We start from the raw sequence: 26,710 nt of genomic DNA on the forward strand, positions 1-26,710 counted from the left end.
AAACCAATGAACATCTGATCGTAACCTAACGGGCATGATTTTACTTAAGAGAATGTTATTCTCCTGCAATCCTTTTTCAATTTTTGTAAGCAGTAACAATGAGTAATGTAAGTTTTTCAATCAAAAGTAAGCTGTTTATAGCTGTATGCTTGACTGCAGCCATATGCGTCAGCCTTCCGCTAGGATTTGCCTATTATTTGTTAGAGGCAGACCTTGTTGCTGACACATACCATGCTGCCAGCGAAAGGCTTGAACTGGCAAAACGTTTCTACTTGAAAGTAGAAAGTGACGATATTGAAGCTAAGGTTGCAGCTGTTTCCAATATGCTTGGAAAAGAAGTGGCTTTTGTTTCACCAGATGGGCAGACAGTCGTTTCCACTTCATGGTCAGATGACGGTTGGAACATCAGTCGTTCAGAAATGACAGCAGTGCAGGAGAACGGAATATTTTTTCAGGTTTTAAAAGATCCAGTTGATAACTCGGAAAATCTTTATTCTGCAATCAAAGTAAATATTCATAGTGGTGTTGATGATGGTTATTTAGTCACAGAGCAATCATTGTCAGTACTAAATGCGCGAATGGGAACGGTCAGTAATGTCTTTTTCTGGGTTTTACCCATAGTTGCGCTTGTATGTTATATGGTTATCAAATTCGTCACCCTGCAACTCACCATTTCTGTAGAATCAATGGTACGTACCGCTGAAGCTGTTGGACAGGGAAATTACAAGCGCCGCATCAGAACATACCCTGACAAAGAGTTCATCCCACTGGCGAATGCAATCAACTGGATGGCAGAACGGATTGATGAACATGTCGGAATTATTACCGGACAGAAGAATAAGATTCAGGCTGTATTAAATGGAATGTGGGACGGAGTTATGGTCATGGATTGCAGTTGTCGTATCCAGAGCGTTAACCGTGCATTAATTGAGATATTACCAGATGTTGAAAATGGACTGAACCGTAATCCCCTAGAAGTTATTCCAAGTAAAGAACTTCAGGATGGTTGTAATGATGTTCTTGCAGATGAAGGTCCGGAAGCTACTACTGTTCAGGCTACGTTACCTAACGGGCGTGTTTATGACATAAATATTGTTCGCTCGCCTAATACGGTTGAACCTGGGCAGGGGCCGGGTGCTATTGCTGTGTTCCATGATATAAGCGAAATTAAACGCCTTGAAGCCGTGCGAAAGGATTTTGTTGCCAACGTTTCACATGAACTCAGAACTCCGCTTACTTCAATTAAAGGATATGCTGAGACATTGCTTTCCGATCCACCTCCACCGGAATCAATTCAGAAGAATTTTCTTAGAACTATTGAAAAAAATGCGAATCATATGTGTAAAATAGTTGATGATTTACTAAATCTTTCACGGCTTGAAGGAGGAATAGGTCAGGGAAACTTCATAAGCATGGATCCAGTAAATGCATTAAATGATGCATGGCAGGCATGTGCAGGACTTGCAGAAAAGCGAAATATAGACCTCATAACTGGGGTTGAAAAAGGAAAGTTCACGGTTAATGCTGACCCGGATCAACTGCTTCAGCTATTTAGAAATTTATTTGAAAATGCGATTAAATACGGCCCCGCAGATAAGCCTGTTGTAGTAAAGCAGTGCATCGAAGCAGATAAGCTTAAATTTATAATTCAGGATGAAGGGTTGGGTATCCCGGCTGTTGATCAGCCGCGTATTTTTGAAAGGTTCTATTCTGTAGAAAAATTTCGTCGTAATGAGTTTGGTTCAACAGGTCTTGGGCTGGCTATTTCACGCCATATTGTCTCTAATCATGGCGGAGAAATAACAGTGCAAAGTCCTCCTCAAGGACGCAGTCAGGGAACGGCGTTCATACTTACACTGCCTTTTAAGCGGATATAGGACGATTTTATAGTTATAAGATTGATTCATTCGTAGCTGATATTCAATTTATTTTTCATACCTAAAGTCTGTTTTGCAGCATAGATAAAAGGCAATATGAAAAAAATACCATGCCCGATTATTCATTTTTTATGAAATAATTTTCTAAATGAATGACAGGACATGGTAGTTTGGAGCAGAGCCATGTTATGGATATTCCTGACACCCTCCCGATTGGTGTCTGTAAATATTATCGGACGATATTTTGTTTACTTTACATCTTTGCCAGAACTCTTCTTTGTTGCTTTACTTGCATAAATGCACTTTCAGTATATATGGTAAACCAGAAAGTTGAATAAATTCTCAGCTGATGGAGATCTTAATTGATAAAAGTGCTTTTGTTTCTTATCCTTGCGGTTCTTTTTGGAATGCTTTCTTCAATCTGCTTAGCAGAAAATAGTACTGTGGAATCAGCGCAGAAGTTGGGTGCCGATCAATCTCTAGTGCTTCTTAAGGAAGGAAATCTGCGTTTTATGAAAGGATCAAGTGTGTATCCTAATCAAACTTCCCATCAGCGCAAAGTTCTTGCCTTACAGGGGCAGAATCCTTTTGCAACAATAGTAAGTGCATCAGATTCGCGTGTTGATCCTGTTCTTATTTTTGATCGCGGACTAGGTGATATTTTTACTGTGCGTCTGGCTGGTAATGTTGTCGGCAGCGATACTCTTGCTTCCGTAGAATACTCAATGCTGGCATTAGAAACTCCTTTGCTCGTTGTAATGGGGCATACTAGAAGTACTCTTATTCAGGCTGCTGTAGAAGGTGTTAAGATGAATGGACACCTGATGCAGTTGCTGGGTAAGTTGGAGCCTGCAATTAAAATGACTAAGGTTCTTTACCCGTCTCTTAAGGGTACTGAACTGATAAACAAGGTTGCTGAAATAAATGTAAGGCAGGTTATGAGAGATATTCTTGGACATTGCCCTGCAATTCTAGGAAAAGTCAGGTCTGGCAAGGCCCGTATCATGGGAGCCATCTATGATACGGATACAGGTGCTGTGCGCTGGCTTGGACCTTAATTTACTTTTAAGTTTTGTTATATTTTCTGGCATTAAGAGATAATTTTTCACAATAAGATCTACTCAACCTGAATTTCATATGCTTTAAGCTTGCGGTATAGTGAGCTGCGTTCAAGCCCTACTGCTTCAGCTAGTTTTGATACGTTACCTTTGTATTCGCGCAGCTTGGATTCGAGAAATTGTGCTTCGAAATCAGCTCTGGCTTTTTTGAAATCAACTTCTCCTTCCGGTAGAGGGAGTGGCAGCTGCTCTGATGATTTTAGATTCACTCGAGGTGAACTTGCAATTTCCGGCGGTAATCTGTCGAAGTCTACTTCTTTACCCCCGAACATAATTAACATCCGTTCAACGAAATTTTTAAGCTCGCGCACATTTCCTGGCCAAGAATAATTAGTAATAACTTCAAGCGCCTTATCGGTGAAAGTGAGAGGTTTAAACCCGTGTTTTTTGTTCAGTCTAGCAATAAATTCATTGATGAGGAGTGAGATATCTTCTGAACGATCACGCAGAGCAGGTACTTCAAGGGGGAATACTTTTAAACGGTAATACAGGTCTTCACGAAAATTACCATCTCTAATTTCCTGAAAAAGATCTTTGTTGGTTGCGGCTATAACTCTAACATCTACATTAATAGTTTTACGCCCGCCAACCCTTTCAAAACGCTGTTCCTGTAAAATGCGTAGAATTTTGGCCTGTGTCTTGAGACTCATATCTCCTATTTCATCAAGAAATAAAGTTCCGTTATCCGCCAGTTCAAACTTACCTTCCTGAGCTTTCTCTGCACCTGTAAAGGCTCCTTTTTCATGTCCAAACAGCTCTGATTCAATCAGCTCTTCAGGAATAGCGGCGCAGTTAACAGCAACAAGCGGTTGACCAGAGCGCAAACTTTGAGAGTGAATGGAGCGGGCAACTATTTCCTTACCTGTTCCGTTCTCTCCAGTGATTAGAACCCACGCATCCGTTGGTGCTACCTGTCCTATCACTTCACGCATGGATTCGATTAGTCTTGAATTGCCAGTGAGCTTTGCTGGCTGCTCGGTTTCAATGCGAGTTCGCAGGGCTTTATTTTCTGTTTGTAGTCTGGAAAATTCAACGGCCTTTTCGGCAGTGATCACAACTTTTTCAAGAGATAATGGTTTCTCAATAAAGTCGAAAGCTCCTTTTTTGATTGCAGATACGGCGGTCTCAATATTTCCGTGTCCAGAAATCATTACAACAGGCAGCCAGTCCCATTCTTTTTTTATACGCTCTAGAACCGTAAGCCCGTCCATTCCAGGAAGCCAGATATCCAGAAAAACTAAATCAGGTCTATCATCGGCAAGATGATCAAGAGCGAGTTCACCTGTTTCAGCTTCACTTACATCAAATCCCTCATCTTCGAGAATACCTCTAAGAGAATATCTGATACCGTCTTCATCATCTACAATAAGAATTGATTTATGCATATGTATTATCCGTTAGCTCTAGAATGAAAAGTTATCATTTTCAATTACTTGTGTGCATGCATCTACAACCATTGCGTCATAAACAGTTCCTCTCCCTCGAATGATTTCATCCATTGCCAGCTGAAGGCCAAGGGCTGCTCTGTATGGACGGTGAGAGCTCATTGCTTCCACTACATCAGCAACCGCAATTATTTTTGCTTCCATTAGTATTCGGTCGGCAGAAAGTCCTTTTGGATATCCTGATCCGTCCATGCGCTCATGGTGCTGTAAAACTATTTTTGCAACAGGCCATGGAAATGAAATTCCCTTGAGGATTTCATATCCGGCTTCGGAATGTGTTTTCATTAATCCCATTTCGAGGTCGGTCAGTCTTGTCGGTTTGGACAGGATTTCAGCTGGAATAGATATTTTCCCTATATCATGAAGGATACCGGCTATGCGGATGCAATGAATTTCTTTTTCAGTGAGATTCATTTTTTTGGCAATGGCACAGGCCAACTGGGCAACTCTCTGTTGATGACCTGAAGTATACGGGTCACGTTTTTCAGACATGGCTGTAAGTGAGACAACTGTTTCATCAAAAGTTCTATGCAGTTGTTTAAGGCTGTTTTTCAGTGCTGTTTCACTTTTCTTAAGTTGGGATATATCTCGTAGAACAACAACTGTTCCCATAACATTGTCCCGGTCTTCAATATTTGAAATATTAACTGAAACAGGAATAATTTTATTGGGGGTTTTAAGTACTGCATCGTTAATTATGATGCTTGTTTTGTTGTGAGTAAATAAATTAATAGGCTTAAAGGATGAAGGATCAACAATACTTATCTTATCCAAAAAATCGTTGCCGTATACATCTTCAGTTGTACTGCCCATCATATGGCTTGCGGCCCTGTTGATTGATTTTATTTTTCCATGTTGGTCAGTAGTTATTACAGCATCGCCTATGCTGTTAAATGTGGTTTTAAGCCAGCGTCTGTTCTCATTTAGAACAGACTCTGCTTTATGCTTATAAAGAGCCATCTCAATTGTTAGATTAAGCTCCCGATCTTCAAAAGGCTTAATAATATATCCAAACGGTTCAGTTATTTTTGCCCGTTTTAAGGTTTCAGTGTCTGCGTATGCCGTAAGATAAATAACTGGAATGGAGTATTGTTCTCTGATTTTAAATGCTGTTTCTATGCCATCAATCTCTCCTTCCAGCATGATATCCATAAGAATCAAGTCCGGAAGATACTTACTGGCAAGTTCAATTGCCAGCTTACCTGATGCTGCAACGCCAACAACATTGTATCCAAGGGCAAGAAGTCTGCCTTTAACATCAAGAGCTACAATAGCCTCATCTTCAACTATTAGTATTCTAGATGATTCCAGTGATGAATTAGGCTCTTTTGTTTTTGCAGTCATATTGTTTTTCCGAGAATGCTTGGCTGTTGAAGAATTTGTTTCAGATAGATATTATACATAAAATAAAAATAATAAGTCTATATAAAACATGATTACAGACAGCAGGCAAGCTGAGCTGTAAATTATGTAGGAAGCTCTATTACAAAAATAGTCCCGTGGGGGTCTGCCGGTTTAACTCTGATGAATCCTCGGTGGTCTGTAATTATCGATTTTACAATTGTCAGCCCAAGGCCTGTTCCGCTTTTTTTGCTGGAAAAATATGGTTCAAACATTCTGGATCGTTCGGCAGATGAAAGTCCCGGGCCGTTGTCCTGAAGTTCGATGCGTAGCCAGTTTAGCGTGGAGTCGTGCATGGCTGTGATGGTTACAGTCGGAGATTCACATCCTCCGAGAGCTTCTGCGGCATTTGTAAGAAGATTGATAAGGGTGCGGCGCATGGCTTCACGATCAAGTTCCAGTTGGGGAAGTTCTGAAATAAATTTTAATTCCCAATTGATGTTACTGTGACTGTTTCTGTACATGCTGATCACCTCTTCAAGTAAAGGAGAGATATTGTCCGGCTTAAGTCTTACTTCAGGCATTTTTGCATAGGCGGAGAATTCCTGAACCATCTGTTGCATATGCTCCACTTGAGAAATGATTAAGTCAGTACTTTCTCTAAAAACCTGATCATCTATTTCAGGACCGAATTTGCGTTGCATACGCTGGGCTGAAAGTTTGATCGGGGTCAGGGGATTTTTGATCTCATGTGCGATACGTCTGGCCACTTCGCGCCATGCAGCAATGCGCTGCATTTTTTCAAGTTCAGTAATATCTTCAAAAACAGCAACAATACCGGTTCTTGAATTACCTGATTTTAATGCAACAACGTTGACCAAAAATTTTCTATGCCGCCCATCAACGGTCAATGAAAGCTGCCTTTGCCACTGGGAGTATGGGCTGGTTGCCATGTGAGAACGTGCTTCAGAAATGAGTGATGCAAGGTCTCCTTCAGGCAGCAGGTGTAACGGATCTTTTCCATGAACAAAGCGGGCATTAATGCCAAGCATCTCTTCAATAGCCGAGTTGACTGTGCTTATTTTACCTTTCTCATCAAGTGAAATAACTCCGGCGGTAATATTGTTGAGTACCGCTTCCATATATCGGCCTCTTCGTTCAAGTTCCTGATTCTGTTGTGCCAGTCTTTCATTAGCCGTTTTAAGGCTTTTCTGACTGTCTTCAAGATCTTCAGCCATACTGTTGAATGATTGAACCATAAAACCAAGTTCATCGTCAGAATTGTCTTCCAGACGGACAGTCAGGTCACCTCTGGCAATACGCTGTGAACCAGCTGCCAGAGCCTGGATTGGGGCTGAAAGTTCTTTAGAGAGGCGGAATCCAAACCATATTGAGCCTAAAATAATAAGAAGAGTGGTCACTCCCAAGGTGAGATATAAACTCATCTTGAGCGGGTATTTAAGTGTCTTAAGCTGCTTATACTCATCAAGACCCTGAACAACTCTGTCAAGCTTGTAGAGCAGTCCCTGACCGATATTTTCGCCTAGGATCAGGAAACCTGTTTTCGCCTCATCAACAGGCAGAACTCCTATAACCATATCATTTCCGGGCATCGGATGGATAGTGGACCAGAAATGTGGATGTTCTTTCATATCATCCCAATCAACTTTGGCACTGGTTTCAGCCCATGCCTTTTCCCATGATCCTTGAGAATACCAGTTTAGTTTTTTACCGTTCTGCTTGATGACACCAAGCAGCCCTAGGTCATATTCTCCAAGTTTGTTTCCAAGAAATTTGTTCATGGTTTTTCCGCCCCATGCATAGCGTTTTTCCTTAATTGTACTAAGAATATTATTACCACGCCGTTCAAGTCCTTCCTGAGCTGAAGCATAAAAAGCACGACCAAGTTCAAGGGATTGGACCATTGATTCTTCGACCTGATTTTTAAACCAGTAATCTACGGAAACCTGCACGAATTGCATGGCCATAAAAAACATGAGTAATGTAGGCACTAGTGAAAGTGACATGAAAGAGAGAACCATTCTGGTTCTGAGTTTTGACCCAAGTACACGTCTTCTTCGTTCAAGGAGAAGCTTTACTCCGTTGCGGACAACAATAAATAAAACAATGAGCAGAAGGATAAAATTAAGATTGAATAGTCCAACGAATAGGTATGAATTAACTCCGATATACTTGAGTTGGACGAAGCCCAGTGCAACAAATATTACGAGACATGAAAAGGCAATATAATATTCATGCTGCCTTTTTTTACGTTCTTTTGTGTTGGGGACACTTATTTTAATAGGATCTTCGGTCATTGGCTCTGCCTTTAAAATCAGTATGTGAAATCAAGCTGGTATGTTGCAGAAGGAATGACGTCCCATGACCAGAAAAAGAGAGTGCTCTTGAGCCATTGCGGAATATCAGTCTGGTCTATGCGTACTTTAAGCCGTAGTTTATACTTTTCTCCTCTTTGCAGAGTCGCCCACGGACCAAGATCCAGAATCATTGTTTTCCATTCATCACGCAGAAGGATGGTCAGGCTTTTATTTTTAAATATTTTGTCCACGCCGGGTTTTTCAAGTGCAAATTTATTGGACAGAGAATCAAAAAAAAGCTTGTTAGAATATGATTTGCTAGCAATTTCTGAATCCGGCCACAGGCTTTTGTTTTTGAGAAGCTTAGCTTCGCAATCAAGTTTTAACCGAATACCGCTTAGCAGGGCTTCTTCGACCTCAGTATCAGCCTTAAGTTCAATGCCAAAGCGGGCCATGATACTTCCGGCCTGATTGTCCAGTACAAGATTTTTAAGTTTTAGTGTGCTGGCAGATGCGGTCTGGGTAGAAATACCGAAAAAAACAAGTAGGCAGAGCAGTACTGACTGAAAATAAAATCGGGTCATGCTGGACCATGGTTTACTACTGGGTACGGATTGTTCTGCCGACATTTTGATTCCTTGTATGGGGACTTATTTCAGAAGGAAGAGTATCAGTCGCTTATTAATAATTCAACATTATGATTTAAGGGAACTTGGGCAGGGAGTGAGGGTGTCTTTTCATAAAATTATAATGTAATAAGTTGATATCTCGATTATCATGTTGAGCAGGGGGAGTTAAATGTTTAAAAATATACACAGCAAATGGAATTTGTTAAATAAATGGAGTAAAATCAGCGTTGTCATTGGGATTTTACTTGTTTTTTATACATTAATAGGTTTTTTCCTGATTCCGTTTACAGCCAGAAAGATAGCGTTATCCAAATTGCCTGAACTTTTGAACCGTCCGGTCAGTATTAATAGTCTTGATTTCAATCCTTACACTTTGCATATTGAAATTGACGGTTTTAAGATAGGTAAGCGTGAAGGGGATGGTAATCTCTTTTCGTTTAAAAGCTTTGATCTTAATTTTGATTCTTTTTCATTGTTCAGACTTTCGGCTATTTTTGACCAGATTAAGATTGTTGACCCGCAGGTAGATATTTCTATTTTCAGGGGCGGAAGCAGTATATCTGATTTGATTCCTATAGATTCTGCAAATGATGAGCCTGTAGTGCAGGAAAAAGAATCTAAGAAAATTTTTCCGTTTATTCTACACAATCTTGTGATTACTAACGGAACATGCAAAGTCTATGATAAAGTGCGTGACCTGCATCATGTGATTTCCGACCTTAATCTGTCTGTCCCGTTTACTTCTTCTCTCCTTAGAGACAACGAAAAACAAGTTCAGCCTTCTTTGAATATGGTTATAAACGGTACTCCATTTGTACTTAACGGTCACTCATTGCCATTTAAATCATCTTTGAAGACCGAGTTTCTTTTTTCGCTGAAAGATGCACCTATTGGTGAGTACTGGCCCTATCTTCCTATTTATGAGACCACTTCGCTTAAAAGCGGATTTTTAAATACAAATTTGAGTCTTGCATTTGAACGCAGTGAGATTTTGTTACCTCATGTTGTCATTAGTGGGAATGCAAATATAAAGGATTTCGATCTAACAGCTAAAGACGGTCCTAGCTTGCTTAAATTCAAAGAGTTGGATGTTAATCTCGATGAGATTGGTATTTTACGTAGAATTATTAAAATAGGTTCTATAAAGCTGACTGATCCGTATTTAAAAGTAGGTTTAAAGAAAGACGGCAGTCCTGATCTTCTTGATTATCTGTCCCCCTCAATAGAGGCAGGTGAAAAGTCAAAAGAAAATGAACAAGATACAGGCCCTGCTTTGGCCGCATTGGTCCGCGAATTTAAACTTGAAAATGGTCAGGTGGATTTTACTGATAATGCGTTCAGTCATGGTTTCCATAAATTAATTGGTCCAATAACAGTTAATGTGGGAAATATAAGTACTGATGAAAATTCCATGGGTAATTATGCTTTTTCTATAGGTTCCAATGCAACTGAAACCATCAGCAGTAATGGGCATATAGGAATTATGCCGTTGTCCGTGAATGGGAGTATGGCCGTAACCGACCTCGATATTCCTGATTATCATATTTATCTTGATGATCCACTCCCTCTTGATATTGCTTCAGGTAAAATAACAGTAGGCAGCGATTTTGTATTTGCGGCAAAAACAGACACTGTTCGTCTCAATAATATCCATGTTGATGTAAATAATATTGAACTGCAGCCTAAAGGCGGAGGCAAATCTCTTATTGATCTGGACGGGTTTGCAATGACTAACGGGACTGTTGACGTTAAAGATAAATCAATTTTTATTGATTCTATCAACCTCAATAAGGCTCTGATCAAGCTCATGCGTAATAGTAAGGGAATTGATATTCTCCAGCAAATAGAAAAGCATCAGAAGAAAATGGCTTCAAAGCAAAGTAAAGATGAGGTTGAAATAAAGGAAGAGAAAGTTGAAGAGAGTGTAAAAGAAGCAGCTTCCGAACTTCAAGAAAAACAATGGCAGGTTGTTCTTAACAGGTTTAAGCTGACTGATTCTGCTGTAGAATTAACTGACAAAGCTGCCACCAAGACAACCAAGACAGTTGTCAGTGATATTAAAATAGGTGTGAATGGACTGACTTATCCTGAGCAAAAACAAATGGAACTTTCTCTTGGGGCAAAAATAAACGGCCGTGGGTTTCTGGATATTAAAGGGCAGGCCGGAGCGCAGAGTTTGAGCGGGGCAGGGAGCATCAGTCTTCGCAAATTCAGGCTGCGTGATTTTAATGGTTACCTGCCACCGGAAATGCAGCTTAATATTGCTCGTGGGCATATTGATGTGAATGGTAACTGGAATTTTTCAGCAGCTAATGATCCCGTGGCCTCATACACCGGTAAGGTCCAACTTAAGGATCTTCTGGTTCGCGATTCAAAGGGAAACAGTAAATTCTTGCATTTGAACGAATTTTCTGCGCAAGGCATTAATCTGGTGTCTGCTCCGTTTATGGTCAAAGTTGAGTCTGTGGGGGTTGTTGAGCCTGAAGTTCACCTTGCAAGGGAAGCTGACGGTACATTTAATATTGCCCGCATGCTAACAGGTAAAAAAGCTGTACCTGTAAATGCTACTCTAGTTCAACAGCAGGCTGAAAAAGCTGCATCTAAAGCCAAGATTGATACCTCTGCATCTAAGAAGACTGTGGCAGCAGAAGCAGAGGGTTCAAAACCAGTCGATAAGTCAGCCAATAATATTTATGTCAGCAAAATGTTCATGAGTAACGGTACAGTTCTTTTTAAAGATCATACTGTTTCTCCTGCCTTTGAACTGGATATTACTAAAATGTATTCTGCTGTACGTGGCTTGGAGCTGCCCCGTGGTGACCGGACTGACCTTTCATTTAATGCAACTTTCGACGGGCAGGCTCCGCTTGTGGTAGAAGGCTTTTTGCAACCCACAGATGATGGTGCAAATACCGATTTGACTCTCTCTCTTGCCAATTTGGATATGACCCAGCTTTCCCCCTATACCAAGAAGTTCATTGCCTATCCGGTAAGTACAGGTATGCTCAGTTCTGATGTTGCGGTTAAGTTACGTAGTAAATATCTTGCCGTTGAAAATGTTTTTGACATTTACCAGTTTGAAGTCGGTGACAAAGTAGACAATCCGGATGCTCCCAATATTCCTATTGGGCTGGGACTGGCTTTACTTAGAGACAGCAGTGGGAATATACGCCTTGATATTCCGGTTGAAGGAGATCTTTCTGATCCCCAGTTCAAGCTTGGGCGTGTAATTGGGATGGCGATTGTAAACTTGCTTGTAAAGGCTGTGACCTCACCATTTGCACTTATAGGATCACTTGTCGGCGGTGGTGAAGATATGGATGTATTGATCTTTGATTCAGGAGTAGCTGGACCGAAAGAGAGTGAGCTTTCCAAAATTGAGTCTGTTGCAAAAGCAATGAAGGATCGGCCCGGGCTTAAACTTCAGATCAGCGGTTTTACTTCGCCAGACGATATTCCCACAATGGAGAAGGCTGAGTTCAACCGCCAGATTGCCATGCCTAAGTTTCTTGAACTTGAGGGAGATGAAAATGCACCCGCTTCGGTTAAGGATGTAGTACTAAGTTCAGAAGAGTATCCTGAGTATCTTGAAATTGCATACAAAGAGGCTCCATTTGATAAGCCTAAGAATTTTCTTGGATTTGTGGAAACTCTGCCCATACCTGATATGGAGAAGGCGTTGCGTGACCATATCAAGATTACAGATACTCAGCTTTCCGAATTAGCTCGTATGCGGGAAGAGTCTGTGCGTAAGTTGCTTACAGGCAAGTTCGGTGTGGAGCCTGAGCGAGTATTTCTCAAGAGGCTTAGTGCTACTGGAAAGGGTAGTGGACCCAGGGTTGAGCTTGGGTTGCAGTAGATAGAAGTCTTCAGGTGCAGAAGCCATAAATATATCTGTACACAGTGATTTTGTTTGTGGTGTTTAGATTACAATCTAACTTTGAGAGGTTAACATGAGCTGGATTAAAAAATTGGTTTATGTGCTTTGTCTGGTTGCATTTTTGTCTGTTTCTGCTGGCTGTGAGGATCAGGGAACTGGAGAAAAGTTAGGAAAAAAGTTTGATGAAGCCGTAGATCAGGCCAAAGATAAGATGGATGGTATGAGTGATAAAGCTAAAGAAACTTATGAAGATATGAAGGATAAGGCGAAAGAGGTTATGGACAAATAATGAACTCATTCACTTCTATTAATAGTCTGTATATTAGGGAAGGCCGTCAATTGTGACGGCCTTCTTTGTTATTAAACTTCTGCTGTATATGGCGGAGCAGGGTCATATTGAAGTATTTTTCTAACCATTCGCGAGTGATCGGGGGCATGGATTTGTCCTATCAGCCATAACGCCATGTCCATACCGGCTGAGACTCCTTGTGAAGTGATAATTTTACCATCTCGCACATACCGCATCTCCGGCATTTCCTTGATTTCAGCATCTTTAATTAAAGCATCCATAAGTAACCAGTGTGTTGTTGCTTTGCGTCCTTTAAGCAGACCTGCCTTTTGCAGAATAAGTGTTCCTGTACATACCGCAGTCATGTAGTCTACTTTGTCGTACTGTGCTTTGACCCAGTCAATGGTCTGTTCGCTTCCAAGAGCATATTCATCTACTTCGGCTGTGCCTGGCAAAAGCAAAACATCAAGATCTGGCGCAGTGTCAAAACTGTAATCCGGGATTATATTCAACCCACCTATACCCCGCACAGGATTTGTGGACTGACTTATGGTGACAACTCTTCCTTCGCCAATTATATTATTGGAGGCCGCGAAAACTTGCTGTGGTGCTACGAAGTCTAGTTCAGCAACCTGTTCATAGATTAATATTCCGTATGTGAGATTATTTTTCATGGAGTTCTCCTTTTATAAAATGAGCCCTGTATTGGGCCGGGCTTATGCCGAGCCTTCGCTGGAATGCCCTGCGTAACCGTTCTTCACGGCCAAAGCCGGATTCCTGAGCCACAATATCAAATGATTTCATGCCGGACTCGATCATTTCGCGCGCTCGATCTATCCGTAACTGTTCAACAAATCGGCCGGGTTTTTCACCTGTTTCCGCCGGAAAAATTCGTGCAAAAGTTCGTGGACTCATATTTGCCTGTTCAGCTAATCGTTCTACAGTAAGATTTTCAGACAGGTTTTCTTCCATCCAGACTATAAGTTCGCTAAATAGTGAACATGTCTGTGCCTGTATGGCTAAAGGTGAACTGAACTGACTTTGATGTCCGGGGCGTCTTCGATACAGCAGTAATATACGGGCAATTTCAATCGCCAGTTGTGGGCCGTAATCTTCTTCAACAATTGTCAGAGCCAGATCTATGCCTGCAGTTACTCCGCCGCTTGTGGATATATTGCCGTCTTGTACGTAGAGGGCATCTGGATTTACTTTTATAGAAGGGTACAATTTTGCTAACCGGCCCGTAAGCATCCAGTGAGTGGTGGCCTGCTTTCCATCAAGAAATCCGCATGCAGCAAGAATAAATGCACCGCTGCATACGGAGACGATACTCTCAGCTTGTTCAGCCGCTGCTTGCACTGCGTGTATTATTGCGGGGTCGGTTGATATGGATTCAGTCTTTGGGCCACCCGGTATTAGAAGAATGTCAGGATTAGTTGTCTCTATGTTTTCATCCGCATAAAGCGTAAGGCCGGATGAAGTTCTAACAGGACCTGCAACCATAGATGCAAAGCAGGGATTGTAGCCTTCGTCCTTTCGGTTGTTCCTGCTAAGCAGTTCTGTTGCTGTTGAGAATACTTCTAAAGGTCCGGTAATATCTAATGCGACAACATCAGGGTAGAGAAAAAAAACAATGTGTTTCTTCATGGGGTAAACTTAAAAGATAATAACTTTGGCAGCAATGACAAAAAATATGCATTTTCTGCCAAAGTTAGTTATGATGATATCTTTATGAGTTATTTAAATAGTCTTTTATGCATATGATAATAGGTGGTTGCAGGATATATCCTATTAAATTGACATAAAAAAAGGGTCCTCCGGAGCAATGTTCCGGAGGACCCTTTTTTTAATTATATTGATAGCGAGAGACTAGAACTGTTTTTTCATGATCTCAGCGAAGTTTGCGGCAGTGAATCCGTATCTTTCAGCAAGCTGGGCTGCAGGTGCGGATGCGCCAAAATGGTTGATACCGAGGACTTCACCATCGAGTCCAACATATTTGTACCAGATTTCCGGGCGGCCAGCTTCAGCTGCAACACGTGTTCTCACTTTAGGATCGAGAACAGAATCTTTATAATCCTGATCCTGCTCTTCGAAAAGTTCCATGGAAGGCATGGAAACTACACGGATCTTTTTATCTTTGATCATGGAAGCAGCCTCTATGGCCATTGATACTTCTGAGCCTGCTGCGATGGCGATCATATCAGGAGTGCCTTCGCAGTCCTTGATGATATAGCCTCCGCGTTTTACTCCTTCCTCAAGCTGCGGGAATTCATCTTTGTTGAGTACAGGAAGTCCCTGACGGGTGAGCATAAGGGATGAAGGACGCTTGTCCTGTGTCATAGCGATCTCAAGACATGCAGCGGTTTCACGCGCATCGGCAGGTCTTAAAATAAGCATGTTCGGGATGAGGCGCAGTGAGGCTACATGCTCAATAGGCTGATGGGTAGGACCGTCTTCACCCACATAGAAAGAGTCATGAGTGTAAATGTAAATTACAGGCAGATGCTGCAAAGCAGACATGCGCATACCGTTTCTGCAGTAGTCAGAGAAAGTCAGGAAAGTTGCACCGAATGGGATAACGCCGCCGTGCAGGGCCATGCCGTTAAGGATAACGGACATTGGAAATTCACGAACTCCAAAAGCAAGGTTACGTGCGGTGTATCCATCAGTTGCAAAGTCACCAACCTTTTTACGGAAGTTCGCAGTCTGGTTAGATGGATCGAGGTCCGCAGAGCCTCCAACTAGGGTCGGCAGGGAGTCTGTGATTGCATCAAGACATGCTCCCCATGCTTTTCTGGTTGCTATGGACTGACCAGCTTCAAATTCTGGCAGAGACAGTTTAATTTCGCTGCGCGGAGTATTGGACTGTGCCCAGAAGGCTGCAATTTCTTTATCAGCTGCGAGAACTGCATCACTTTTTTCCTGCCATTTTGCAGCAAGAGCTTTAAGGTCTGGGAATCTGGACTGAAAATGTTCAACAACGTCTTCGGGAACGTAGAAAGTTTCTTTTTCAGGAAGACCGAAACCTTTTTTGGTAGCTTCTATTTCTTCAACGGAAAGAGGCGAACCGTGTGTAGAATGGCTTCCTTCGCAGGTTGCTGCACCTTTAGCCATCACAGTTTTACCTATGATTATAGTCGGGCGTTTTGTTTCAGCCTGACCTGCTTTAATTGCTTCGCGAATCGCATCATGATCATGACCGTCAATTTCCAGTACATGCCAGCACATACCTTCAAAAACTTTTTTGAAGTCAGTGCAGTCACATTTGCTTGTAGGTCCAGCGAGCTGGATGTCATTACTGTCATAGAATACAACGAGTTTTCCAAGGCCCCAGAGTCCGGCGAGAGAAGCTGCGCCGAGGGAGACTGGTTCCTGAAAATCACCGTCAGAGGAAAGAACATAGGTGTAGTGGTCGACAACATCATTATTGGTATTGGCATTGAGGAACGCCTCAGCTGTTGCCATACCAACACCTACGCAGAAACCCTGTCCAAGAGGACCGCTGGTTGCTTCGACACCGGGAGTCATATCATGTTCAGGGTGGCCTGGAGTGATGGAATCAAGCTGACGGAACTGCTTGAGGTCTTCAATGGAAAGAAATCCGCAAAGATGCAGGATGGAGTAGAGCAATGGAGATTCGTGGCCTGCAGCCATTACGAAACGGTCCCGGTCAGACCACTCTGGATTGCTGGGATCAAATTTCAAAAAATCTTTATAAAGAACATATGCGAAATCCGCTGAAGACATAGACCCACCGGGATGTCCGGAGTTTGCCTTGCGGATGGAATCCATTATTAACCCTTTGACAACGTTGACAGCTTTCTGGTCCAACTGGTTGTTACTCATTTTGAGTTCCCCTTAAAAAAAGATATTATGTGCAGCATTTAAACTTGCGGGTAAATCCCACAGGCTTCCTGGTAAATGCTGTCTTATGTTTATATAAAAAAATCCCGCCTGCACTTCTGCCGACGGGATTATGTACTACAACTGATCAAATAGATTTATTCTGCGCAGGTGGCGATCACCTTCAAACTCTGAAGTCATGAATGCACGGATAATTTCTTCTGCCAGACCTTGGCCTATAACCCTTTCACCTAAACATAGAATGTTTGCATTATTGTGCGCACGGGCCATTTTAGCCATGTACTCATTAGTACACATTGCAGCACGTACACCTTTATGCTTGTTGGCGGCCATGGACATGCCTAGTCCGGTTCCGCAGATTAGGATTCCGAGTTTTTCATCAGAAACCTGTTCCGCCACCTTTGCGGCATAAACGGGATAGTCGCAGCTTACAGCGGCTTCAGGACCAGCGTCTTCAACTTCGTAGCCCATGTCTTTGAGCAGTTTAATGGCGAATTCCTTGAGGGCAAAACCCCCGTGGTCCGAACCGATTATGACTTTACCGGCCATCTCCTAGTCTCCTGCGCAGGATGCCCAAACGTGAACAGGCACAGCAATAAACCTGCTCTTTGGAAATTCTTTCCATTGAGCCTTTGTTCTAAAGCTGTGCTCCGAGTGTCTGTTAAACACCCTGTACTTTTAGGTTTTGTTAATGGTCTAACCTGAATTAAGTGGTGGTGGGGGGAGGATTCGAACCTCCGAAGGCGTTGCCGACAGATTTACAGTCTGTTCCCTTTGGCCACTCGGGAACCCCACCACTATATTTAAATACTCAGATTAGAGATCCATTTTACGTTCATTGTCGCGATGTTTTACATCACGCTTTGCCGCTTGCTCTTTTTTAAGCTTGCTGATCTCATCTTTAAAAAAATCGATCTGCTTTTTGCATAACTCAATATCACCCTTTGCGTCACCGCAACTGAGCTTTCCGAGAAGTGCGTATTCTCTTTCGAGACGTTTATCAAGCTGACAAATCTCAAAGTTTCCCAACAAACGACTGAAGACTCCTCTCATCTCTTGTAGCCATACGTCAAGACCTATTTTAAAAATATCAACAATTCCCTTGTCTTCTTTTGGTTGAGTCATGCCTTGTTCGCTCATTTATAACCTCCAAACAGGTGCCAGTTATTATTTTAAATTAATTTTAGAATAGTTGTTTTTATCTAGTTTAATCTTCTCTGTGCCATCAGGAAGTTCCATTTTAAGGGCTTCATCCGGCCATTTTTCAGCAAAGAAGGTTCTGGACTTGATACGTAACACAGCTTTTTCACCAGTTCCGGTATATACAATGATTTTGTCCGGTAACATTTTACCGGAATCATTGAGTTCATAAGCGGAAAGTTCCATTTTCCAGGGATTCTCATTGGGCCCGGTGATTTCCGTTGCTACTCCCTGCTCATTAAGAATTATGGAGCTTATCTGGCTGTTGTCGAATGAGTATCTGAATTTTGTTTCAGCAACAGGTGTTACTGTATTGTACACGTTTGGAATCAGGGATTGATAGCAACCGCTAACGAGTCCCGCAAGGTCTTTAAGGGAAAAGGGGAATGGCAATCCAAGAAGTTGTACAGCTCTAAGTGGAGAAGAGTGTGAATAAGACGTCCGTTCATCCGGATAGAAGGCAGTAAGCCCTGCATTCTCTTCGCGGATGTGAGCCACATATGCACCGATTCCAGCACGCACATCTAGGCGTAATGGCAACTCATAGTCTCCCCATAAAGTTATTGTCGTTCGATGTCCTTTACCTTCTGATGAATAATAAAGACTGGCTGTAGCTTTTATGCCGGTTGAGTTGCAACTGCTGTATGTTTTTTTAAACTGTGCATATTGGCTTTCAGGTTTATTCAGCTTGACTGTGTGTGTTGCACAGCCGCTGACTGCTAACATGAATGCCACTACAATCATTAAAGCAAAACGGGAAATCATAAATTTTCCAGCTTTTTGAGAATATCTTTTTTATTTGAAGGTTTAAAACTTAATGCTTTTTTGTAACCTTTCTCTGCTTCTTTTTTGTTACCCAGTGCCAGCGCAATATCACCGTAATGTTCCCATAATTCTGGTTGCTTGGGTCTTAATGATATTGCCTTATTAATAAGTTCCCATGCGTCATCATAGTTTCCCATGCGATAATTCACCCATGCTAAAGAATCTATTATGTATCCGTTGTCCGGCTCAAGGCGATTGGCTCTTGATACAAGCACAAGGGCTCGATCTAGTTGTTCATTTTTTTCGGCAAGCAGGTAGCCCACAAAGTTTAAAGCATCGGAGTGATCAGGATGTTTTGAAATGATTTGTTCCATATACTTAATAGTTTTATCCAGATTTCCTCTTTTCTCTTCGGTTAATCCAAGCTGGAAAAGAATTTTTGGATTATCGGGAGAGTTTGTGTTGCCGCGCAAAAGGGCTTTTTCCGCTAAATCATTTTGACCTGTTTCGGAATACAGAGCTGCTTCTAAAAGATAGAAATCAGCATCTTCCGGGAATCTTTTCTGACCTTCACTAATGATTTTAAGAGCCTCATCATTGCGCTTCATGTCCATGAGCAGATGGGACTTAAATTGTAGGCATCGGTCATAATGATCACTTTTAGAAGTTATTTTATTCAAAAAATCCAAAGCTTTTTTCGGGTTACTCTCCCCTTCGTATGCTATGGATGCTTTGAAGAAATAGTAGGCATCAGGAATAGGCTTTTGCTGGGTAAAAATATCAAGGATGGTTGAAGCCTGACCAAAAAATTTTCCGTTAAGAAAAACTTGCGCAGCTTCCAGAAGAAAAGCATTGTTACGCGGTCCTTCCAGAACCAGCTTTAAGGCTTGTTCCGGGTTATTCAGTTTAAGAGAAAGCTCAATCAGTCTGATCCTGATGTGGTTTGACACATCTGGAAATTCCAGCATTTTGCTATAAATTTTCTCAGCTTCAGAGTAATCCTTTTCAATCTCATAAAGGTAGGCAAGCTCCCCCCATGCTTCAATAAAATTAGGATCAGCCTTTACAGCTTTGCGAAGACTCTTGATTGCTTGCTTAGTTAGCCCCAAAGCTGCACTTGATTTGCCGTGTAAGTAATGAATCTGCTGAGTTCGTTTGTTTTGCGGAATGACTTTAAGAATATCAAGTGCCTGAGCAAATTTCTTTTGTTCCAGGTAGATACGTGCAAGATGTGTAGTAACAAGAAGGTCATCAGGTTTTTTATGCAGATATTCTTTGAGAACCGCTTCTGCATCTTTGCTACGGTTGTCCACGAGGTATGTGTTGGCAAGATTTATAGTCAGGTCCCTGTTAAAAGGGTATTTTTCTAGAGCTTCTTTGAGAGCCGCTCTTGCTTCATCAATCTGTTGTGAAGTCCAGTACAGGGCAAATTTATCGAGATAAAGCTGCACAGTAGGCTCTACAGCAATGATTCTATCCAGCACCACCAAAGCTTCTTTCTGTATTTTGGCAGCTTCATTTATGGCTATCGGCGTACGCAAGCCTTGGCTCATTATCTGGCCCAACCTGGAACGGTAGTCCATGTAAACGAGATAGTCGTATGTCAACTGTGCTTCAGGGTTAAGCTGAAGCGCAGCTGTCTGCATTGTCTTCTGTGCACAGCCCTGCATCATTAAAATGGCCAGCAGGGCAAATATTACAACAGATTTGGTAGTATATTTTGAATTGCCGGACAGATAGGTCATATGATCCTTTCAGGTTGATCGTCAGGTCTGTATTTAGGGTCTTCTGATAGTTCAATTAGTTTTTCGTAAATTGCGGAACCTATATTTATGCCTTGAGCAATCATTTCCGGTCCGTATTTCCGGCCTGTTTCGGTCCTGAAGGTTGAGTCTATTGACTTGATGATTTCTAAACCTTTGGGGAATTTCTCAATAATTTCTTTGATAGTCCAATCTTCGTAATCGCAAATCTCCCACAAAGTGGTCGAGAAGTTATCAGGTCCCCAGCGGAATTTGTCAGCATCGTATAGAGCACTGCTTAAAAGCTCCAGTTCTGGGTCATTTTCGATCGGTTGTTCAGTCTTGAACGCCTCGTGGCGGGCAATTGCCTCAGCAATGAGTTCCTTGCTGCGTTCTGAGAGAGGGTAATTATTAAGGATTACCTTTGAGGTTTCTGCTCCTCTTTTTGCGTGATCCTCATCCAGTCTGCAACTGTCATGCAGCAGGCCGCAGAATTGGGCCAGAAGAACAAGCTCGCGCACCCTGTCCTGATCCATATCTTCGCCTTCTTTTAAAATGATGGCCCCGGCTTCAATCGCAACTTTTTTGGAATGATATATTCCGTGGGCATATTCATCATAAAGAAAAGGCAGAACGTCTTCTTGCAACCTGATGACCAGCGGGTGGTCAAAAAACATATCTCTAGCAAATTCAAGCTGAGTTTCAAGGTCGCGATAAAAAACAGGAACTGGTTGTGCAGAGGCCATAGCCTTAGCTTCTTTTTTTAATTCAATAAGCAGTTTATTCATTGTCAAATATCCAGTCTGGAGAAAAATCTTTTACTGTTTCAGCCAGATGCTCTTTTAACTTACTTAAAAGTCTTGCTTCAATCTGGCGGACTCTTTCTCTGGTGACACCGAACTCCTCACCTATATCCCGGAGTGTTCTCGGGGAATCTGAGAGAAGACGGTCATTTAAAATTACCTGTTCCTTTTCATTAAGATCAGGAACAATTGTTTTTAACTGTTTAAGCAGTAATGTGGAAATCTCTTTGTTGGCAAGAGTTTCTTCAACACCCGGACCAAGGTCAGGCAGAAAATCCATGCGGGTGGCTTCTGAATCTTCGCCGAATTTGAGGTTTAAAGAGAGATCATTCTTAGCCAGACGCTGGTCCATCTCCGTGATTTCTTCTTCACTTACATTTAAGTTTTCTGAAAGGACAGAGGTAGTTGGGTCAAACCCAAGAAGTTGTAATCTTTGACGTTCTTTGTTTAAGTTATAAAAAAGCTTACGCTGTGTCTGGGTCGTTCCAATTTTGACCATACGCCAGTTATCCATAATATATTTGAGGATATAGGCTTTTATCCAGAATGCAGCATAGTATGAAAATTTTATGCCTTTATCAGGATCAAACTTGTTCACGGCCTTCATAAGACCTACGTTTCCTTCCTGAATAAGGTCCAAAACATTCTGCATCCAGCGGCGCTGAAAATCCATAGCAATTTTAACAACCAGACGCAGGTGTGAAGAAACAAGACGGAATGCAGCTTCCTGATCCCCATTTTCCTGCACTCGTTTCGCCAGTTGAAACTCTTCGTCAGGCTCAAGTAGCGGGAAACGGCTTATTTCTTGTAGATAAAGGTGTAAAGGATCTTTAGTAGCAATTTCTCCTTTTGCTCTGGGCGTGGGGAGAAAGTCCGGTTTTGGAGTTACCTTTATTTCTTCGTTTTCAACGAGTTCCAATTCTACTGGGTCTTCATTTAATGTCATTGCCTGGGTGGTTTTCCTGTTCGCCTTAAATTTATTGAATATTTTTTAAAAACATTGAGAGCATATTAGTAACGTATAAGGATATAGTTTTTATTTGTCCTTTTCAATGTTTTTAAGTAGAAGCGTTTTTAACGCATTATCCCTTCTCTTTCAAACTTTTCAAGCTCGGCTTTGTATCATTTTTCAAAATAATATATCATGACCGAACAGGGCTGAGATATTTTTAGGCAATAAATATAATAAAATAATATTTTTTTGCTTAATGGGGTTGGGAAATATTTATTAAAAAACAATCATCTTTTTGGCTTAAATTAATCACAACTATTTGGGAGTAGCAGTCATGCCTGATTTTCGCAAAGCCCTCGGCGATGGACGAGTATACTTTTTCGACGGCGGATACGGAACTTTTTTGCAAAGCAGAGGGTTGCCTGCGGGTATGTCTCCTGAAGTTTTCGGACTGGAAAGACCTGATGTAATAAAGTCTGTGCATCAGGATTACGTGGATGCCGGGGCAAATGTTCTGACTACGAATACTTTTGGCGGAAGTCGGCCAAAGCTTGGCGCTGATGTTGATGTCATCGCTTTGAACCGTGAAATGGCGTTGCTTGCAAGATCTATAGCCGGAGACACTGTTTTTGTCGGCGGGAGCGTTGGTCCTACTGGACATTTTGTGCAGCCTCTTGGCGAAATGACTTTCAAAGAGATGGTTGAAATTTATAAAGAGCAGATTCAGGGATTGGTTGAAGGTGGAGTTGATCTCATCCTTGGCGAAACTCACTTTGACCTTGCTGAAGCCCGGGCAGTTGTTATTGCAGCTAGAGAAGTATGCGATCTACCCGTGGCGATCTCAATGACTTTTGAATCTCCGTCGGCATGTCTGACCGGTACTTCTCCACTTACTTTTGTCGATGCCATGCAGAATATGGGTGTTGAGCTTATGGGGACTAACTGCAGTGCCGGACCGGAGCAGATTTTTGAAGTCCTTAAAAATATGCAACCTCGTCTATCTTCTCCACTGCTGGTTGAAGCAAACGCGGGATTGCCGGAACTTGATGAGAACCGTAACACTGTTTTTCGTCTTAAGCCGGAGCCTTTCGCTGAACAGTCCGTACGTTTTCTCGAAGTTGGTGCTAAGTTTATCGGTGGTTGCTGCGGAACGGGACCGGACCACATTCGAGCCCTCAGAGCCGCTGTAGGCGATGCCAGATGGAAACGTCCTGTCCCTCAGGATGATTGCCAAATGGTACTTACTTCCCGTGGAGAGTCCGTTGCAATCGGATTTGAACAGCGTGGGGTAATAATCGGTGAACGCATCAACCCTACTGGTAAAAAAGTTCTTATTGCGGAGTTGCAGAAGGGACAGTTTACCGAGGCTATGAAGTTTGCTGAAGAGCAGGTTACGGCCGGTGCACCAGTTCTGGATGTGAATGTCGGTGCTCCGATGGTGGATGAGGTTCAGACACTTCCTGCTCTAACTAAAGAAATTTTTGCGCAGTATTCTGCCCCGCTGAGTATAGATTCAACCAACCCGGATGCTGTGGAAGCGGCTTTATGGGAATATCCAGGTACTCCTCTGGTAAATTCCATCAGCGGTGAACCAGGACGTATGGAGCGTCTTGGTCCTTTGTGTAAAAAGTTCGGGGCCCCTTTTATTTTACTGCCTATTATCGGGAGCAAGCTTCCTTTTACCTGTGAAGAGAGAATTGAAGTTGTATCCAACCTTCTTAAACAGGCTGATGAAATAGGAATTCCACGCCGACTGATCATGGTCGATGCTCTGGCTCTGACCGTTTCATCAAAACCTACTGCCGCCCGTCATTGCCTTGATTTTATCCGTCATTGCAAGGAGGAATGGAATCTTCCTACTGTTTTGGGACTTTCCAATGTTTCTTTCGGGCTTCCTGCCCGTGAGCTGCTTAATTCCAGTTTCCTGACTCTCTGTCAGGGGCAGGGGATGTGTGCATTTATCGCTAATCCGAATTCTTCTAGATTGCGTGAAGCTCTTTATTCTGCGGAAGTACTTTTGGCTCGTGACCCACAGGCTGAGCAGTTCATTGAGAAATTTTCTGACTGGACTCCTTCCGGTGATAATAGTGGAGGTTCAGGCGTAGGGGGAAGCAAGGCTCCGGATAAGTCCGGCGCGGACAATCTTTTTGATGCTGTTGTCAAGGGTGACCGTGGTAATATCGTAGCTCTTGTTGAACGAGACCTTGAGGCCGGTCGCAAGCCTTTTGAACTGGTTAACGGAGATCTTATTCCTGCTATTATGGAAGTGGGAGAGAAATACGAGAGCAAAGAATATTTTCTGCCGCAGCTATTACAATCGGCTGAGACATTGCAGAAGGCTTTTGAAAAGCTGAAGCCATTACTCGAAGAAGAGGGCGGAGATCAGGAGAAAGATACGATTATTATGGCAACCGTTGAAGGTGATATTCATGATATCGGTAAAAATATAGTCTGTCTCATGCTGCGCAATCATGGTTTTAATGTAATTGATCTTGGTAAAGACGTACCTGCTGAAAATATTGTTAAGGCTGTACAGGAACATCAGGCTAAAATTGTCGGTCTTTCCGCTCTTATGACTACTACAATGGTCCGAATGGAGGATACAATCAATCTTCTTAAAGAACGTGGATTAAATACCAAAGTGATGATTGGCGGAGCAGTTATTACCGGCGGGTTTTGCGATTCCATCGGGGCTGATGGCTGGTCAACTGATGCTGTCGCAGCTGTAAAGGTTGCAAAACAATTATTGCAGTAGTTTGAAATTAAATAAATTAAGTACCGCTGCAAAGATTATCTTTGTGGCGGTTCTGTTTTTTATGTTCCAAGTCGGTTAAGAGTTCTTATTGGACAGACATAGCCTGTTATATGATTTTGAATTCTTTCAAGGAATCTGCTAGTGCAATGGTTAAATAATTCAGATTAAATAATTATATTGGGGTTGAAATGAAATTTCTCAATAAAATAAGTCTAATAATATTTGTAATGATTGTTCTTTCTGTTGGCTGTAATCAGGTTGAAACAGCGCAGGGAGTTGAAGGTATTAATGCTCAGGGTGTTCAGGACTTGATCAATAAGAATAAAGGTAAAGTCGTATTAGTTAATTTCTGGGCAACATGGTGTCCTCCCTGTCGTGCCGAGATTCCTGATCTTATCGAATTACGTAAAAAATTCTCTGATGATGAGTTGGTGATGATCGGTGTTTCTGTTGACGCTGACCGGACTGCTGTCGATAACTTCATGGGCAAGGGTGCTAAGTTTAATTATCCTATTTATTTTGCAGATGATGATGTGGGGAATTATTTCAGAATTCAGAGTATTCCCCGCACCATTATGTATGATCCCAAAGGAAAACGTGTTTTTGATAAAGAAGGCAGTTATCCGGGAGCCATGTTTGAAAATTATACTAGAAAATTGTTGAAGGACCGGTAAAAGTAAATGGTTCAGATTAGAAAAGCGATGATGAGAGATGCTAAAGATATTCATCTCATCATAAAAGACAGGACTAAGGATGCAATGGTTTTGCCGCGTCCTTTAAATTCAATATACAGCCATTTACGCGATTTTTTTGTTGCTGAAGATGATTCTGGCCAAATTATAGGTTGCTGTGCACTTGCCATCAGTTGGGATTTTCTGGCAGAAGTTCGTTCTTTGGTCGTTGTGCCGGAAGCGCGTGGTTCCAATATTGGAGCTGCAATGGTTCATGCCTGTATTCAGGAAGCACGAGACCTTGGTGTTAAAGATGTATTTGTACTTACAAATATTGAGAAGTTTTTTGCAAAGCTGGGTTTTACTGAGACAGATAAGAATATTTTGCCTCAAAAAATATGGGCCGATTGCATCAATTGCCCTATGTTCCCAGACTGTGATGAAATTCCAATGGTTATTAAACTTTAAAATTCAATAAGGAAAACTAAAATGGGCCATAGCCTCAAAGAAGTTTTTTCTAAAGAAATAATTGCGGAAAGAATTAAAGAACTTGGTAAGCAGATTTCAGAAACATATGGTCAGGAGCCGTTGATCTGTGTTTGTGTTCTAAAAGGAGCCTATTTGTTTTTTGCAGATATCACTCGTGCATTGAGCTCTGACCCTGAGATAGATTTTGTGCGTCTTTCCAGTTATGGAAATGGTACCAGCAGAACTGGAAATATGAACTTCTCTAAAGATCTTGAAGTTTCCATTGCTGATAAGCACGTGCTGATTATAGAAGATATTGTTGATACAGGACATTCTGTTGAATTTCTCAAGCATGTATTTGAAAAGCGTAATCCTCTGAGTGTAAAAACCTGTGCTCTTATTGATAAAAGAGAACGTCGGGAGATTGATCTGGAAGTCGAATTTCCAGGTTTTGTGGTTGAGAGTGGCTTTCTTGTAGGATACGGAATGGACTATGCTGAGAAATACAGGTATTTAAGTGCAGTATATGACCTTGAAAATGTCTAGTCTTGTTGCTTTTATGGAAATTATTTCAAATATTACATTTGTTT

The 26,710-nt window shown here is 41.9% G+C and carries 21 protein-coding genes and 1 tRNA gene; 8 read left to right on the forward strand and 14 right to left on the reverse strand.

All coding sequences use genetic code 11. The features are described 5' to 3' along the window. Positions 1 to 98: 98 nt before the first annotated feature. A complete protein-coding gene (locus tag H589_RS0103350; protein ID WP_027720725.1) occupies positions 99 to 1,877 on the forward strand; it encodes an ATP-binding protein in 1,779 nt (592 codons plus the stop codon). 371 nt (positions 1,878 to 2,248) lie between these two features. Next, complete coding sequence (locus H589_RS0103355) at positions 2,249 to 2,935, forward strand: carbonic anhydrase (protein WP_245577036.1); 687 nt, start codon at positions 2,249 to 2,251, stop codon at positions 2,933 to 2,935. A 59-nt stretch (positions 2,936 to 2,994) separates the two neighbouring features. Here H589_RS0103355 and H589_RS0103360 read toward each other — a convergent pair whose 3' ends face one another. The 4 genes from H589_RS0103360 to H589_RS0103375 all read right to left on the reverse strand — a co-directional run bounded on the left by H589_RS0103360 (position 2,995) and on the right by H589_RS0103375 (position 8,728). Then, entirely contained in the window at positions 2,995 to 4,380 is a 1,386-nt protein-coding gene (locus H589_RS0103360; RefSeq protein WP_027720727.1) for a sigma-54-dependent transcriptional regulator, read from the reverse strand. Positions 4,381 to 4,398: 18 nt separating this feature from the next. Continuing rightward, the gene (locus H589_RS0103365) at positions 4,399 to 5,784 is read right to left on the reverse strand and encodes an HD domain-containing phosphohydrolase (RefSeq protein ID WP_035074747.1); all 1,386 of its coding nucleotides are present in this window, start codon (positions 5,782 to 5,784) and stop codon (positions 4,399 to 4,401) included. 122 nt (positions 5,785 to 5,906) lie between these two features. Further along, the gene (locus tag H589_RS0103370; protein ID WP_027720729.1) at positions 5,907 to 8,099 is read right to left on the reverse strand and encodes a sensor histidine kinase; all 2,193 of its coding nucleotides are present in this window, start codon (positions 8,097 to 8,099) and stop codon (positions 5,907 to 5,909) included. Positions 8,100 to 8,116: 17 nt separating this feature from the next. Then, the gene (locus H589_RS0103375) at positions 8,117 to 8,728 is read right to left on the reverse strand and encodes a DUF4390 domain-containing protein (RefSeq protein ID WP_027720730.1); all 612 of its coding nucleotides are present in this window, start codon (positions 8,726 to 8,728) and stop codon (positions 8,117 to 8,119) included. A gap of 169 nt (positions 8,729 to 8,897) precedes the next feature. Here H589_RS0103375 and H589_RS0103380 point away from each other — a divergent pair, with 169 nt between their 5' ends. Together H589_RS0103380 and H589_RS0103385 are read left to right on the forward strand one after the other, a co-directional pair. Then, entirely contained in the window at positions 8,898 to 12,587 is a 3,690-nt protein-coding gene (locus H589_RS0103380) for a DUF748 domain-containing protein (protein WP_027720731.1), read from the forward strand. Positions 12,588 to 12,681: 94 nt separating this feature from the next. Then, complete coding sequence (locus tag H589_RS0103385; RefSeq protein ID WP_027720732.1) at positions 12,682 to 12,897, forward strand: YtxH domain-containing protein; 216 nt, start codon at positions 12,682 to 12,684, stop codon at positions 12,895 to 12,897. Positions 12,898 to 12,968: 71 nt separating this feature from the next. Here H589_RS0103385 and H589_RS0103390 read toward each other — a convergent pair whose 3' ends face one another. The 10 genes from H589_RS0103390 to H589_RS0103435 all read right to left on the reverse strand — a co-directional run bounded on the left by H589_RS0103390 (position 12,969) and on the right by H589_RS0103435 (position 22,220). After that, complete coding sequence (locus tag H589_RS0103390) at positions 12,969 to 13,571, reverse strand: DJ-1/PfpI family protein (protein ID WP_027720733.1); 603 nt, start codon at positions 13,569 to 13,571, stop codon at positions 12,969 to 12,971. Next, positions 13,561 to 14,544: a GlxA family transcriptional regulator gene (locus H589_RS0103395; RefSeq protein WP_027720734.1), complete on the reverse strand. Its 984-nt coding sequence runs from the start codon at positions 14,542 to 14,544 to the stop codon at positions 13,561 to 13,563. The genes H589_RS0103390 and H589_RS0103395 overlap by 11 nt, the downstream gene beginning before the upstream one ends. Before the next feature lie 222 nt (positions 14,545 to 14,766). Then, positions 14,767 to 16,746, reverse strand: a complete 1,980-nt coding sequence (gene tkt, locus H589_RS0103400) for a transketolase (RefSeq protein ID WP_027720735.1) — start codon at positions 16,744 to 16,746, stop codon at positions 14,767 to 14,769. A 135-nt stretch (positions 16,747 to 16,881) separates the two neighbouring features. Continuing rightward, the gene (rpiB, locus tag H589_RS0103405) at positions 16,882 to 17,313 is read right to left on the reverse strand and encodes a ribose 5-phosphate isomerase B (protein ID WP_027720736.1); all 432 of its coding nucleotides are present in this window, start codon (positions 17,311 to 17,313) and stop codon (positions 16,882 to 16,884) included. A gap of 162 nt (positions 17,314 to 17,475) precedes the next feature. Further along, positions 17,476 to 17,560: transfer RNA gene (locus H589_RS0103410), tRNA-Tyr, on the reverse strand. 20 nt (positions 17,561 to 17,580) lie between these two features. Continuing rightward, positions 17,581 to 17,904, reverse strand: coding sequence for a hypothetical protein (locus H589_RS0103415; RefSeq protein WP_027720737.1), 324 nt, complete (start codon positions 17,902 to 17,904; stop codon positions 17,581 to 17,583). Positions 17,905 to 17,931: 27 nt separating this feature from the next. Further along, entirely contained in the window at positions 17,932 to 18,729 is a 798-nt protein-coding gene (locus tag H589_RS0103420) for a hypothetical protein (protein WP_027720738.1), read from the reverse strand. Beyond that, on the reverse strand, positions 18,726 to 20,474 hold the full coding sequence (locus H589_RS0103425; protein WP_027720739.1) for a tetratricopeptide repeat protein: 1,749 nt from the start codon (positions 20,472 to 20,474) through the stop codon (positions 18,726 to 18,728). Before H589_RS0103425 ends, H589_RS0103420 begins: the two co-directional genes overlap by 4 nt. After that, positions 20,471 to 21,259 carry an HD domain-containing protein gene (locus H589_RS0103430; RefSeq protein ID WP_027720740.1) on the reverse strand — a complete coding sequence of 263 codons (789 nt, stop codon included), beginning with the start codon at positions 21,257 to 21,259 and terminating at the stop codon, positions 20,471 to 20,473. The genes H589_RS0103425 and H589_RS0103430 overlap by 4 nt, the downstream gene beginning before the upstream one ends. Beyond that, positions 21,252 to 22,220 (reverse strand): sigma-70 family RNA polymerase sigma factor, encoded by a 969-nt coding sequence (locus H589_RS0103435; RefSeq protein ID WP_027720741.1) that lies wholly within the window; start codon positions 22,218 to 22,220, stop codon positions 21,252 to 21,254. The genes H589_RS0103430 and H589_RS0103435 overlap by 8 nt, the downstream gene beginning before the upstream one ends. A gap of 340 nt (positions 22,221 to 22,560) precedes the next feature. On the opposite strand from H589_RS0103435, the gene H589_RS0103440 reads away from it, so the two are divergent. From H589_RS0103440 to hpt, 4 genes are all read left to right on the forward strand, one after another. After that, a complete protein-coding gene (locus H589_RS0103440; RefSeq protein ID WP_027720742.1) occupies positions 22,561 to 24,981 on the forward strand; it encodes a homocysteine S-methyltransferase family protein in 2,421 nt (806 codons plus the stop codon). Between the two features lie 188 nt (positions 24,982 to 25,169). Next, the gene (locus H589_RS0103445) at positions 25,170 to 25,655 is read left to right on the forward strand and encodes a TlpA family protein disulfide reductase (RefSeq protein ID WP_027720743.1); all 486 of its coding nucleotides are present in this window, start codon (positions 25,170 to 25,172) and stop codon (positions 25,653 to 25,655) included. Between the two features lie 6 nt (positions 25,656 to 25,661). After that, on the forward strand, positions 25,662 to 26,120 hold the full coding sequence (locus tag H589_RS0103450; RefSeq protein WP_027720744.1) for an N-acetyltransferase: 459 nt from the start codon (positions 25,662 to 25,664) through the stop codon (positions 26,118 to 26,120). Between the two features lie 21 nt (positions 26,121 to 26,141). Continuing rightward, on the forward strand, positions 26,142 to 26,666 hold the full coding sequence (gene hpt, locus H589_RS0103455; protein ID WP_027720745.1) for a hypoxanthine phosphoribosyltransferase: 525 nt from the start codon (positions 26,142 to 26,144) through the stop codon (positions 26,664 to 26,666). The last annotated feature ends 44 nt before the right edge of the window (positions 26,667 to 26,710 follow it).

Origin of the sequence: Maridesulfovibrio zosterae DSM 11974, from assembly GCF_000425265.1 — a bacterium.
Taxonomy (GTDB): domain Bacteria; phylum Desulfobacterota; class Desulfovibrionia; order Desulfovibrionales; family Desulfovibrionaceae; genus Maridesulfovibrio; species Maridesulfovibrio zosterae.